14 protein-coding genes are annotated in these 13135 nt (G+C 71.3%); all 14 read left to right on the plus strand.

Features of this window, described 5'->3' with window-relative positions; genetic code table 11:
- On the plus strand, nucleotides 1-1012 hold a 1012-nt coding region (locus tag E7Z54_RS19335; protein WP_136436358.1), incomplete at its 5' end, for a MinD/ParA family ATP-binding protein.
- Nucleotides 1013-1128: 116 nt separating this feature from the next.
- Nucleotides 1129-1299, plus strand: coding sequence for a CsbD family protein (locus E7Z54_RS19340; protein WP_136436359.1), 171 nt, complete (start codon nucleotides 1129-1131; stop codon nucleotides 1297-1299).
- Nucleotides 1300-1407: 108 nt separating this feature from the next.
- On the plus strand, nucleotides 1408-1992 hold the full coding sequence (gene pyrR, locus E7Z54_RS19345) for a bifunctional pyr operon transcriptional regulator/uracil phosphoribosyltransferase PyrR (protein WP_136436360.1): 585 nt from the start codon (nucleotides 1408-1410) through the stop codon (nucleotides 1990-1992).
- Nucleotides 1989-2939: an aspartate carbamoyltransferase catalytic subunit gene (locus tag E7Z54_RS19350; RefSeq protein ID WP_136436361.1), complete on the plus strand. Its 951-nt coding sequence runs from the start codon at nucleotides 1989-1991 to the stop codon at nucleotides 2937-2939. The genes pyrR and E7Z54_RS19350 overlap by 4 nt, the downstream gene beginning before the upstream one ends.
- Nucleotides 2936-4234 carry a dihydroorotase gene (locus tag E7Z54_RS19355; RefSeq protein WP_136436362.1) on the plus strand — a complete coding sequence of 433 codons (1299 nt, stop codon included), beginning with the start codon at nucleotides 2936-2938 and terminating at the stop codon, nucleotides 4232-4234. Before E7Z54_RS19350 ends, E7Z54_RS19355 begins: the two co-directional genes overlap by 4 nt.
- Entirely contained in the window at nucleotides 4231-5385 is a 1155-nt protein-coding gene (gene carA / locus E7Z54_RS19360) for a glutamine-hydrolyzing carbamoyl-phosphate synthase small subunit (protein WP_136436363.1), read from the plus strand. Before E7Z54_RS19355 ends, carA begins: the two co-directional genes overlap by 4 nt.
- Entirely contained in the window at nucleotides 5385-8675 is a 3291-nt protein-coding gene (carB, locus tag E7Z54_RS19365; RefSeq protein WP_136436364.1) for a carbamoyl-phosphate synthase large subunit, read from the plus strand. The genes carA and carB overlap by 1 nt, the downstream gene beginning before the upstream one ends.
- Nucleotides 8672-9736 carry a quinone-dependent dihydroorotate dehydrogenase gene (locus E7Z54_RS19370; protein ID WP_136436365.1) on the plus strand — a complete coding sequence of 355 codons (1065 nt, stop codon included), beginning with the start codon at nucleotides 8672-8674 and terminating at the stop codon, nucleotides 9734-9736. Before carB ends, E7Z54_RS19370 begins: the two co-directional genes overlap by 4 nt.
- The gene (pyrF, locus tag E7Z54_RS19375) at nucleotides 9733-10608 is read left to right on the plus strand and encodes an orotidine-5'-phosphate decarboxylase (RefSeq protein WP_136436366.1); all 876 of its coding nucleotides are present in this window, start codon (nucleotides 9733-9735) and stop codon (nucleotides 10606-10608) included. Before E7Z54_RS19370 ends, pyrF begins: the two co-directional genes overlap by 4 nt.
- Complete coding sequence (locus E7Z54_RS19380) at nucleotides 10605-11087, plus strand: hypothetical protein (RefSeq protein ID WP_136436367.1); 483 nt, start codon at nucleotides 10605-10607, stop codon at nucleotides 11085-11087. The genes pyrF and E7Z54_RS19380 overlap by 4 nt, the downstream gene beginning before the upstream one ends.
- A gap of 89 nt (nucleotides 11088-11176) precedes the next feature.
- A complete protein-coding gene (mihF, locus tag E7Z54_RS19385) occupies nucleotides 11177-11497 on the plus strand; it encodes an integration host factor, actinobacterial type (protein ID WP_136436368.1) in 321 nt (106 codons plus the stop codon).
- Complete coding sequence (gene gmk, locus E7Z54_RS19390) at nucleotides 11490-12068, plus strand: guanylate kinase (protein ID WP_136436369.1); 579 nt, start codon at nucleotides 11490-11492, stop codon at nucleotides 12066-12068. The genes mihF and gmk overlap by 8 nt, the downstream gene beginning before the upstream one ends.
- Before the next feature lie 11 nt (nucleotides 12069-12079).
- Nucleotides 12080-12412 carry a DNA-directed RNA polymerase subunit omega gene (rpoZ, locus tag E7Z54_RS19395; protein WP_136436370.1) on the plus strand — a complete coding sequence of 111 codons (333 nt, stop codon included), beginning with the start codon at nucleotides 12080-12082 and terminating at the stop codon, nucleotides 12410-12412.
- Nucleotides 12413-12423: 11 nt separating this feature from the next.
- Nucleotides 12424-13135, plus strand: a 712-nt coding sequence (gene coaBC, locus E7Z54_RS19400; protein WP_136436371.1) for a bifunctional phosphopantothenoylcysteine decarboxylase/phosphopantothenate--cysteine ligase CoaBC, incomplete at its 3' end; no start/stop codon positions are given.

Here is a 13135-nt window from a genome sequence, read left to right on the forward strand (position 1 = left end):
ATCTCCCAGCTCCCCGCCGCCGAGCTCCCCGCCGCCGGGCGGACCGCCGCCCGGCTCCCACCAGGAGCCGCGGCGGTTCATGACGGCGACCGACTTCCTCGACCGCCGCCACGACGAGAAGGAGCCCGGCCCCGCGACCTGGGGCTGGCGCGGCCGCGTCCGGCGCTGGTCGGGCGGGCTGGTCAAGCCCCAGATGGGGCCGAGGGAACAGGCCTACGAGAAGGACCGCGCGCAGATCCAGAAGGACTTCGACGGCCCGCGCTCGATCGCGTTCGTCAACCCCAAGGGCGGTGCCGCGAAGACCACGAGCGTCCTGGCGACCGGCTACACGTTCGGCACGGTGCGTGGCGGCGGTGTCGTCGCCTGGGACAACAACGAGACCCGAGGGACGCTCGGGATCCGCGGATCGCGCAGCCGCCACCGCAACACCACCCGCGAGCTGCTGGCGGAGCTCGGTCGGTTCGGGGACGTCCACCAGTCGCGGATCGGGGACCTCGGCGCCTTCGTCCGCTCCCAGGGCGACGCGCACTTCGACGTGCTCGCCTCCGACGAGCGTCCCGACGTGACCGGTGTGATCCACGCGAAGGACTTCCTCGAGGTGCACGCCCTCCTCGAGCGGTTCTACCGGGTCATCCTGGTCGACACCGGCAACAACATGCGCGCGGAGAACTGGCTGGCCGCCGCCGATGCCGCCGACCTGCTGGTGGTGACCAGCACGGTGCGCGAGGACACCGGCTACAGCGGGCTGTGGATGCTCGACGCGCTGCAGGACGCGGGCTACGCCAACCTGAAGTACCGGACGATCACGGTGCTGTCCGACCCGAGCGAGAAGGTGGACCCCAAGCTGGCGGCGGACCTGGTGGCCGTCTACGAGCAGCGCACCCGTGGGGTCTACCGCGTGCCGTACGACCCGGCACTCGTGTCCGGCTCGGAGGTGCCCTACGGCCGGCTCTCGGCCGCCACCCAGCGCTCCTGGCTGCGCGCCTGCGCAGGCATGGCCGCCGCCCTCTGAGCGTCGCACCGGGGTTCGCGCACCCGGATTGCCCCTGACCGGTCGGGTACCGCCACGACTGCACCCCGTGATGCTCACGGGTGTGTCCGTGGACCACCGACGGAAGGGAGTGCCCGATGGGTGCCGACGACAAGCTGAGGAACACCGCCGAGGAGAAGCTGGGCGAGGCCAAGGAAGCGATGGGCAAGGCCAGCGACGACGAGGAGCTCGAGGCCGAGGGCAAGGGCGACCAGATGAAGGGCAGCCTCAAGCAGGCCGGCGAGAAGGTGAAGGACGCATTCAAGTAACCGACGTGCCGGTTCGTCCCGCGTGAGGGGGACCGGGTAGGGTTACGCCCGATCGACATCCTTTAACGAGCCGTCCTGTGAGGCGGAGAAGGAGGTCAGGCGAACCACATGCCTACCCACGCCCAGTCCGCCTCCGCGGGACGCGTCGTCCTCGACGCCGGCGACATCAGCCGGGCTCTGACCCGCATCTCCCATGAGATCCTCGAGCGCAACAAGGGCGCCGAGGATCTTCTCCTTCTCGGACTCCAGACCCGTGGCGTGCCCCTGGCCGAGCGGATCGCGACCAACATCGCCGAGGTGGAGGGCGCGACGGTCGCGACCGGCTCCCTCGACGTGACGATGTACCGCGACGACCTGCGCTCGCACCCGACCCGCGCCCCGCACCGGACCCAGGTGCCCGACGGCGCCGTCGACGGCAAGACCGTCGTGCTGGTCGACGACGTGCTCTTCTCCGGCCGCACCATCCGCGCCGCGCTGGACGCGCTGTCCGACATCGGCCGGCCTGCCGCCGTACGCCTCGCGGTGCTGGTGGACCGTGGCCACCGCGAGCTGCCGATCCGCGCCGACCACGTCGGCAAGAACCTCCCCACCGCGCGCACCGAGCGGGTCAGCCTGCACCTGGTGGAGACCGACGGGGAGGACGAGGTCCGCATCGTCGGATCCGCCAGCGGCAGCAAGGGAGGTGAGGCATGACCCGGCACCTGCTCAGCATCGACGACCTCGACGTCACGCAGATCGAGGAAATCTTCACGACGGCGGCGCAGATGCACGACGTGCAGAGGCGCGAGGTGAAGAAGCTCCCGGCGCTGCGCGGTCGCACGGTGATCAACCTCTTCTTCGAGGACTCCACCCGCACCCGCTCCAGCTTCGAGATCGCCGGCAAGTGGCTCTCCGCCGACGTGATCAACCTGTCGGCCAAGGGCAGCAGCGCCAGCAAGGGCGAGTCCCTGCGCGACACGGTGCTGACCGTCACCGCGATGGGCATCGACGGCCTGGTCGTGCGGCACTCCGCGAGCGGGGCAGCCGAGCAGATCAGCCGCTGGATCGACGTCCCGGTGATCAACGCCGGCGACGGCACCCACGAGCACCCCACGCAGGCCCTCCTCGACAGCTACACGCTGACCCGCCGCCTCGGCTCCCTCGACGGGAAGCACGTGGTGATGGTCGGCGACCTGACCCACAGCCGGGTCTTCCGCAGCAACGTCAAGTGCCTCGCCAAGCTCGGTGCCCAGGTCACCGTGGTGGCGCCGCCGACCCTGATGCCGGCCGGGGTCTCGGACTGGTCGAAGGAAGCAGGGTTCGCCACGTCGTACGACCTCGACAGGGTGCTCCCGGAGGCCGACGCGGTGATGATGCTGCGCGTCCAGCGCGAGCGGATGAGCGGCGGGTTCTTCCCGACCGCACGCGAGTACACCGTTCGCTACGGCCTCACCCGCGACCGGCTCGGCCTGCTCCAGCCGGGCGTGCCGATCCTCCACCCGGGACCGATGAACCGCGGTCTGGAGATCTCCGCCGACGCCGCCGACGCCGTCGACTCGGTCGTGCTCGACCAGGTCTCCGCCGGCGTCGCCGTGCGGATGTCCGTGCTCTACCACCTGCTCGCCGGGGAGCCTGCGCTGAACGAAGGAGGGCAGGCATGAGCCTGCTGATCAAGGGCGCCTCGCTGCTGGGCGAGACGACGGCCGACGTGCTCGTCGCCGACGGGAAGGTGCAGGAGGTCGGTTCGGTGACCGCCAAGGCGGACCGCACCGTCGACGCCGACGGACTGGTGCTGCTGCCCGGTCTCGTCGACCTCCACACGCACCTCCGCGAGCCGGGCCGCGAGGACGCGGAGACCGTCCTGACCGGGTCCCGCGCTGCCGCGGTCGGCGGCTACACCGCCGTGCTGGCGATGGCCAACACCAGCCCGGTGACCGACACCGGAGAGGCCGCGGAGCGGGTCTACGACCTCGGACGCCAGGCCGGTCTGGTCGACGTGCAGCCGGTCGGCGCCGTCACCAAGGCCCTCGCGGGCGAGGAGCTCGCCGAGCTCGGCCTGATGGCCCGGTCACGAGCGAGGGTCCGGGTGTTCTCCGACGACGGCAGGTGCGTCGCCGACGCGCGGGTGATGCGCCGGGCGCTGGAGTACGTCAAGGCCTTCGGCGGCGTCGTCAGCCAGCACAGCCAGGACCCGTCGCTGGCGGGCCCGACCGCGTGCTGCCACGAGGGCGAGCTCTCCGGACGCCTCGGCCTGCCCGGATGGCCCGGGGTCGCCGAGGAGGTCATCGTCGCCCGCGACGTGATGCTCGCCCGCCACACCGGCAGCCGCGTCCACGTCGCGCACGTGTCCACCGCCGGCTCGGTCGAGGTGATCCGCTGGGCCAAGGCCCAGGGGATCGACGTGACGGCGGAGGTGACGCCGCACCACCTGCTGCTCACCACCGACCTGCTGTCGGGGTACGACCCGACGTTCAAGGTGAATCCGCCGCTGCGCCCCGCCGAGGACGTCGAGGCGTTGCGCGCGGCACTGGCCGACGGGACGATCGACGCCGTCGCGACCGACCACGCGCCCCACGCCCGCCACGACAAGGAGCACGCCTTCGTCGACGCGGCGTTCGGCATGCTCGGTCTGGAGACCGCGCTCAGCGTCGTCAGCACCGTTATGGTCGAGCGCGGCCTGCTCGACTGGGCGGGCGTCGCGCGCACGATGAGCGAGCGCCCGGCCCGCATCGCCGGTCTCGACCACGGAGACCGGCCCCACGGCCGGCCGATCGCGGTCGGGGAGCCGGCCAACCTGACGCTGGTCGACCCGCAGGCGAAGGTCGTGGTGGACCGCGCCGACAGCGTCTCCCTCAGTCGCAACAACCCCTGGCATGACCGCAAGCTGACCGGTCGCGTGCTCGCCACGATCCTGCGTGGTGAGCCGACCGTCCTGGAAGGAGCTCTCGCCCGATGACGGTTTCGACAAGCCCAGCCTCAGGCGAGGCGCTACTCGTCCTGGAGGACGGCCGCACCTTCCGTGGCGAGGCGTACGGCGCTGAGGGCGAGACCTTCGGCGAGGCGGTGTTCAACACCGGGATGACGGGCTACCAGGAGACGCTGACCGACCCGTCCTACCACCGCCAGGTCGTGGTGATGACCGCGCCGCACATCGGCAACACCGGCGTCAACGACGAGGACCCGGAGTCCCGCAGGATCTGGGTGGCCGGCTACGTCGTGCGCGACCCCGCCCGTCGTCCGAGCAACTGGCGATCCGCGCGGTCGCTCGACGAGGAGCTGCGCGACCAGGGCGTGGTCGGCATCAGCGGCATCGACACCCGCGCGCTCACCCGCCACCTGCGCGAGCGGGGCGCGATGCGGGTCGGCATCTCCACCATGGAGACCAGCCCCGAGGCCCTGCTCGAGCGGGTCCGGCAGCAGCCGTCGATGAAGGGCGCCGACCTGGCCTCGGAGGTCACCACCTCCGAGCCGTACGTCGTCCCTGCGAAGGGCGAGACGCGGTTCACCGTGGTGGCCCTCGACCTCGGCATCAAGACGATGACGCCGCACCGGATGAGCGAGCGGGGGATCGAGGTGCACGTCCTGCCCTCGACGTCCACCATCGACGACATCCTGGCCGTCCGGCCCGACGGGCTCTTCTTCTCCAACGGCCCCGGCGACCCGGCCGCGACCGTGCATGAGATCGGGGTGCTCAAGGACGCGCTCGGCCGCGGCATCCCGTACTTCGGGATCTGCTTCGGCAACCAGCTGTTCGGCCGGGCCCTCGGGCTGGGCACCTTCAAACTGGGCTACGGCCACCGCGGGATCAACCAGCCGGTGATGGACCGCACCACCGGCAAGGTCGAGGTCACCGCCCACAACCACGGGTTCGCGGTGCAGTGGCCGGACGGAGTGCCGCTCGACGACTCCGTCCCGACGCCCTACGGCAGCGCATCGGTCAGCCACGTCTGCCTCAACGACGACGTGGTCGAGGGCCTGGAGCTGCGCAACGCCGACGGCAAGCTCACCGGCTTCTCGGTGCAGTACCACCCCGAGGCCGCCGCCGGCCCGCACGACGCGGCCTACCTGTTCGACCGGTTCGTCAAGCTCATGGAGGGCACGGCCTGATGCCGAAGCGCAGTGACATCAAGAGCGTCCTGGTGATCGGGTCCGGCCCGATCGTCATCGGCCAGGCCTGCGAGTTCGACTACTCGGGCACCCAGGCCTGCCGCGTGCTCAAGGCCGAGGGCCTGCGGGTGGTGCTGGTGAACTCCAACCCGGCGACGATCATGACCGACCCGGAGTTCGCCGACGCCACCTACGTGGAGCCGATCACCGCCGAGTACGTCGAGAAGGTGATCGCCAAGGAGCGCCCCGACGCGCTGCTGGCGACCCTGGGCGGCCAGACCGCGCTCAACTGCGCGGTCGCGCTCGACAAGGCCGGGGTCCTCGAGAAGTACGGCGTCGAGCTGATCGGAGCCTCGATCGAGGCGATCGACCGCGGCGAGAACCGCCAGATCTTCAAGAAGATCGTGGAGGAGCTCGGAGGAGAGGTCGCGAAGTCTGCGATCTGCCACTCCATGGACGACTGCCTGGCGGCCGTCGAGGAGCTCGGCTACCCGGTCGTCGTACGCCCCTCGTTCACCATGGGCGGCACCGGCTCGGGCATGGCCTACAACGAGGCCGACCTGCATCGGATCGCCGGCGCCGGCCTCGACGCGAGCCCGACCACCGAGGTGCTCCTGGAGGAGTCGATCCTCGGCTGGAAGGAGTACGAGCTCGAGGTCATGCGTGACACCGCGGACAACGTGGTGATCATCTGCTCGATCGAGAACCTCGACCCGATGGGGGTCCACACCGGCGACTCGATCACGGTGGCGCCCGCGATGACGCTGACCGACCGCGAGTACCAGGCCATGAGGGACCTCGCCATTGGCATCATCCGCTCGGTCGGGGTCGACACCGGCGGCTGCAACATCCAGTACGCCGTCAACCCGCGCGACGGGCGCCTCGTGGTGATCGAGATGAACCCGCGGGTCTCCCGGTCCTCGGCGCTGGCCTCGAAGGCGACCGGCTTCCCGATCGCCAAGATCGCGGCGAAGGTCGCCATCGGCTACACCCTCGACGAGATCCCCAACGACATCACCGCGGAGACGCCGGCGTCGTTCGAGCCGAGCCTCGACTACGTCGTGGTCAAGGTGCCGCGGTTCGCGTTCGAGAAGTTCCCCGGCGCCGACGCCGCGCTGACCACGCACATGAAGTCGGTCGGCGAGGCGATGGCCATCGGCCGCAACTTCACCGAGGCGCTGCAGAAGGCGCTGCGCTCGCTGGAGTCCAAGGACGCGCCGTTCGACTGGGACAAGAAGTACGTCGAGCTCCACAAGGCGGCCCTGCTCGAGGAGATCCGCACGCCCACCGACGGCCGCCTCAAGCGGGTCATGGACGCGATCCGCGCCGGGGCGACGCCGGAGGAGGTCTTCGAGGCCACCGGCATCGACCCGTGGTTCGTCGACCAGCTGATGCTGATCAACGAGATCGCGCTGGAGATCATCGACGCCCCGGAGCTGACGCCCGCGCTGCTGCGCAAGGCCAAGCGCCACGGGTTCTCCGACGTGCAGCTCGGCAAGATGCGCGGCATGAGCGCCGACGTCATCCGCGGAGTGCGGCACTCGCTGGGCATCCGGCCGGTCTACAAGACCGTCGACACGTGTGCTGCGGAGTTCGCCGCGAAGACGCCGTACCACTACTCCTCCTACGACGAGGAGACCGAGGTGGCCCCGCGGGAGAAGCCGGCCGTGATCATCCTCGGCAGCGGTCCGAACCGGATCGGCCAGGGCATCGAGTTCGACTACTCCTGCGTCCATGCCTGCCTCACGCTCAGCGAGGCGGGCTACGAGACGGTGATGGTCAACTGCAACCCGGAGACCGTGTCGACCGACTACGACACCTCCGACCGGCTCTACTTCGAGCCGCTGACGCTGGAGGACGTGCTCGAGATCGTGCACGCCGAGCAGCAGGCGGGACCGGTCGCAGGCGTCATCTGCCAGCTCGGCGGCCAGACCCCGCTGGGCCTCGCGCAGGGCCTGAAGGACAACGGCGTCACCATCGTCGGCACCAGCCCCGAGGCGATCCACCTCGCCGAGGAGCGGGGGGCGTTCGGCCGGGTGCTGGCCGAGGCGGGCCTGACCGCGCCGCAGCACGGCATGGCGACCTCCTTCGAGGAGGCCCGCGCGGTCGCGCAGCGGATCGGCTACCCGGTGCTGGTGCGGCCCTCCTACGTCCTGGGCGGCCGCGGCATGGAGATCGTCTACGACGACGCGTCGCTGTCGGACTACATCACCCGCGCCACCGAGGTCACGCCCGAGCACCCGGTGCTGGTGGACCGCTTCGTCGACGACGCGGTCGAGATCGACGTCGATGCGCTGTACGACGGCGAGGAGCTCTTCCTCGGCGGCGTGATGGAGCACATCGAGGAGGCCGGCATCCACTCCGGTGACTCCTCCTGCGCGCTTCCGCCGATCACGCTGGGCGAGTCGGAGATCAAGCGGATCCGCGAGGCGACCGAGGCGATCGCGCGGGGCGTGGGGGTGCGCGGGCTGATCAACATCCAGTTCGCCCTGGGCTCCGACGTGCTCTACGTGCTCGAGGCCAACCCGCGCGCCAGCCGCACCGTGCCGTTCGTCTCCAAGGCCACCGGCACGTCCCTGGCGAAGGCGTGCGCACGCCTGATGATGGGGGAGTCGATCGCCCAGCTGCGGGCGTCCGGGCTGCTGCCCGCCCAGGGCGACGGCGGCACGCTGCCCGCCGATCAGCCGATCGCTGTCAAGGAGGCGGTGATGCCGTTCAACCGGTTCCGCACCCCCGACGGCCAGCAGGTCGACACCGTCCTCGGCCCGGAGATGAAGTCCACCGGTGAGGTGATGGGTCTCGACGCCGACTTCGGTGCGGCGTTCGCGAAGGCCCAGGCCGGCGCGTTCGGCTCGCTCCCGACCAGCGGACGGGTGTTCGTGTCGATGGCCAACCGCGACAAGCGCCACATGATCTTCCCGATCAAGGTGCTGTCCGAGCACGGCTTCGAGATCCTCGCCACCCAGGGCACCGCCGAGGTGCTGCGCCGCAACGGCGTGGAGACCACCGTCGTGCGCAAGCACTTCGAGGGCACCGGCCCCCACGGTGAGAAGACGACCGTGCAGCTGATCCTCGACGGCGAGCTGGACCTGGTCATCAACACGCCGCACGGCACCACCTCCGGCGGCTCGGCACGACTCGACGGCTACGAGATCCGTACCGCGGCCGTGCGGGCCGGTGTCCCCTGCATCACCACGGTGCAGGGGCTGGGTGCGGCGGTCCAGGGCATCGAGGCGCTCAAGCGCGGCGAGATCACGGTCCGCTCGCTCCAGGAGTGGGCCAGCAGGTGAGGGTCTACGACCGGCTCTTCGAGCAGGTCCTGGTCCGCGTGGACGCAGAGCAGGCGCATCACCTGACGTACGCGGCGCTGCGGGCCGCCGGGCCGGTGCTGACCCGGGCCGAGGCTCCGGGTGGCTCCGGTGTCGAGCTGATGGGTCTGCACTTCCCCAACCGGCTCGGCCTTGCCCCCGGGTTCGACAAGAACGCCGAGGTCTTCGACCGGATGGGCGCCTTCGGGTTCGGCCACGTCGAGATCGGCACCGTCACCGCGCTGGCCCAGCCCGGCAACCCGCGGCCGCGGCTGTTCCGGCTGCCCGACGACCGCGCCATCGTGAACCGGATGGGCTTCAACAACGACGGCGCCCACGCGGTGGCCGACCGGCTGCGCCGACGCGGACCGTGGCAGTCCCGGCCCGGACGGGACGGCCGGGCGATGGTCGTGGGCGTCAACATCGGCAAGTCGAAGGTGGTGCCGGACGACGACCAGGTCGCGGTCGAGGGGGACTACGAGACGTCCACCCGCCTGCTGGCCCCCCTGGCCGACTACCTCGTGGTCAACGTCAGCTCCCCGAACACGCCGGGACTCCGCAACCTTCAGGCGGTCGAGAAGCTCGCCCCGCTGCTGGCGCACGTGCGGCGGACGGCCGACGAGGCCACCGACCGGGCGGGCCGCGATCCGGTGCCGCTGCTGGTGAAGATCGCCCCCGACCTCGACGACCAGGACGTGCTGGGCGTGGCCGACATGGCGCTCGACCTCGGCCTGGCGGGGATCGTCGCCACCAACACCACCATCCGCCGCGACGGGCTGGCGTCCGACCCGGGGACCGTCGAGGCGGCCGGTGCCGGCGGTCTCTCCGGGGCGCCCCTGCGCGAACGGGCCACCGAGGTCGTCCGCATGCTCCGCGGTCGCGTGGGCGACCGGCTGACGCTGATCGGCGTCGGCGGCATCAGCACGCCCGAGGACGCCCGCGAGCGGATCGCTGCGGGCGCCGACCTGGTCCAGGCCTACAGCGCGCTCGTCTACGGTGGCCCGATGTGGCCGCGCCGGATCGTGAAGGGAATCAGCGAATGAGCAGCAGCTTCGGGGCGAGGTTCACGGCAGCACTCGCCGAGCGCGGCCAGCTCTGCGTCGGCATCGACCCGCACGGCTCGCTGCTCCGTGCGTGGGGGTACGACGACGACCTGGCCGGGCTGGAGAAGTTCGCCCTCGGCGCGGTGGAGGCCGTGGCGCCGCTGTGCAGCGTCGTGAAGCCGCAGTCGGCCTTCTACGAGCGCTTCGGCAGTGCCGGCATCGCCGTGCTCGAGCGGGTCGTCGCCGAGTCGCGGGCTGCCGGCGCGCTGGTCCTGCTGGACGTGAAGCGCGGCGACATCGGATCCACCTCGCAGGCCTACGCCGACGCCTACCTCGACCCCACCTCGCCGCTCGCGGTCGACGCGATCACCGTCAGCCCCTACCTCGGGTTCGGGTCGCTGACGCCGTTCGTCGACACCGCCCGGCGCCACGACGCCGGCCTGTTCGTGCTGGCGGCCACCTCCAACAAGGAGGGACCGGAGGTGCAGGAGGCGGTCACGAGCGAGGCGTTCGGCGCGCGCACCGTGAGCGCCGCGATGCTCCAGCACCTCCGCGAGCTGAACGCGGAGGCGACGCCGCTGGGCTCCTTCGGCGCGGTCGTGGGCGCGACCCTTCGCGACGCATCCTTCCTCGGCTCCTCGGGGACCGAGGGGGGCAGCGGTGCCGATCTCGCGATCAACGGGCCGATCCTCGCTCCCGGGTACGGCGAGCAGGGAGGCACCACGAGCGACCTGGTCCGCATCTTCGGGTCGAACGCGCGTCACGTCCTAGCCAGCTCCTCGCGCGGCGTGCTGCGGCTCGGACCGGACCCGCTCGCGATGCGGGATGCCGTGGCGCGGGCCAACGACGAGCTGCGCGAGCTGCTGTCGTGAAGCTGCGGGGCCCCTCGCGTAGCGACCTGCCGCTGGTGGCCCTGGTCGTCGTGGCCGTGCTCGTCGGCGGGTTCTTCGTGCTGCGCGAGACGGGGGAGGACGACCCGTTCGCCGACTACTGCGCCGAGGTGGAGCAGCGCCGCGACGAGATCGGGGCCGCGGTCGCCGCCGGGCCGACCACCGGGCTGATCCGGGCGCTGCCGAGCTTCGAGGCGCTGGAGGACAAGGCGCCCGAGGACATCCGCGACGAGTGGGCCATCGTCACCTCGCGCATCGAGGAGATCGTCGCTGCGTTCGGCGCGGCCGAGGCCGACCCGGCGTCGTACGACCGCGAGAACCCACCTGCCGACGTCTCCCAGGCGGATCGCGACCGGATCGAGGCGGCTGCGGTCCGGCTCGGGTCGCGCGAGACCAGGAAGGCCCTGGCCGGCGTCGACCAGCACGCTCGCGATGTCTGCAAGACGCCCTTGAGTTTGTAGGGTCCGCGTTGCCGCCGCGGCGGCCGACTGACTAGATTGACCGCGGCGACTGCTCCTCGCCCGACGACGACAGAAGGATCCGAACTCCTGTGGCCCTGCCTCCCCTGACCCCCGAACAGCGCTCGGCCGCACTGGAGAAGGCGGCTGCCGCTCGGCGAGAGCGGGCCGAGGTGAAGAACCGGCTGAAGAACTCGGGCGCTTCGATCAGCGAGGTCCTCCAGCAGGGCCAGGTCAACGAGGTCGTCGGCAAGATGAAGGTGCTCGACCTGCTCCAGGCCGTCCCCGGCCTCGGCAAGGTGCGGGCCCGCCAGCTGATGGAGCGTCTCGGCATCGCCGAGTCGCGCCGCGTGCGCGGGCTCGGCGCGAAGCAGATCGCGGCGCTGGAGCGCGAATTCGCGCCCGGTGACTGAGCAGCGGCCCTGCCGGCTCGTGGTGCTGGCCGGACCTACGGCCGTCGGCAAGGGCACCGTGGCCGCCGCGATGCGGGAGCGCCACCCCGAGGTCTACATGTCGGTCTCGGCGACGACGAGGCCGCCCCGACCGGGCGAGGTCGACGGCAGGCACTACCACTTCGTGGACGACACGGAGTTCGACCGGATGGTCGCCGAGGGCGAGCTGCTGGAGTGGGCGGTGGTCCACGGTGTGCACCGCTACGGCACGCCGCGGGCTCCGGTCGAGGCCGCGCTGCGCGAGGGCCGGCCCGCCCTGCTCGAGATCGACCTGCAGGGCGCACGCCAGGTCAGGGAGACCATGCCCGAGGCGCTCTTCGTCTTCCTCAAGCCGCCGTCATGGGAGGAGCTGGTGCGCCGGCTCGTCGGGCGCGGCACCGAGTCGGAGGAGGAACGGGAGCGCCGCCTGGCCACCGCGCGCGAGGAGCTGGCCGCCGAGGCGGAGTTCGACGTGACCATCGTCAACCGTGAAGTTCACGCTGCGGTCGAGGACTTGGTAGCCTTAATGGTTGATCCATCCCACCAACCGTGAGGCTGCCCCACGTGTCTGCCCCGAACATCGCCGCCGAGGGTGTCACCAACCCCCCGATCGACGACCTGCTGTCCAAGACCGACAGCAAGTACAAGCTGGTTCTCTACAGCGCCAAGCGCGCCCGGCAGATCAACGCCTACTACTCGCAGCTGGGCGAGGGCCTGCTCGAGTACGTCGGCCCCCTCGTGGAGACCCACGTGCAGGAGAAGCCCCTCTCGATCGCGCTCCGCGAGATCAACGAGGACCTGCTGACCTGTGAGGACATCGACCCCGCCGAGCTCGCCGCCGAGGAGGCCGCCAAGGCCTCGCCCGCGGCCAAGACGGCTGCCACCGACGCCGAGTGAGCTGACCCCCCGTGGCGGTCGTTGAGGAGCCGCGCACACCTCGCGTGGTGCTGGGCGTCTCCGGCGGAATCGCGGCCTACAAGGGCTGCGAGCTGCTGCGCCGGTTCACCGAGTCCGGCCACGACGTGACCGTGGTTCCGACGGCCTCGGCACTGGCCTTCGTCGGCGCCCCCACCTGGGCGGCACTCTCCGGCAAACCGGTGTCGGCCGAGGTCTGGACCGACGTGCACCAGGTGCCCCACGTGCGCATCGGGCAGACCGCCGACCTCGTCGTCGTCGCCCCGGCGACCGCCGACCTGATCGCGAGGGCCGCCCACGGCCTGGCCGACGACCTGCTCACCAACACGCTGCTCACGGCCCGCTGCCCGGTCGTGCTCGCCCCGGCGATGCACACCGAGATGTGGGAGCACCCGGCGACCACGGCCAACGTCGCGACGCTGCGCTCGCGGGGGGTGGTCGTGATCGAGCCCGCCGAGGGCCGGCTGACCGGCGCCGACACCGGCAAGGGTCGGCTGCCCGACCCCGACGAGATCTTCGAGCTCGCCCGTGACGTCCTGGCCAGGGCCGCAACGGCGGGAGCGAGCGGCGTCGCCGACCTCGCGGGCCGCCACGTGGTCGTCTCCGCCGGCGGCACACGGGAGCGGCTCGACCCGGTGCGCTTCCTCGGCAACCGGTCCTCGGGCCGCCAGGGTTACGCCCTCGCGCGCGCTGCGGCGGCCCGTG

Source organism: Nocardioides sp. (assembly GCF_004803405.1).
In the GTDB taxonomy this organism is placed as follows: Bacteria; Actinomycetota; Actinomycetes; order Propionibacteriales; family Nocardioidaceae; genus Nocardioides; species Nocardioides vastitatis.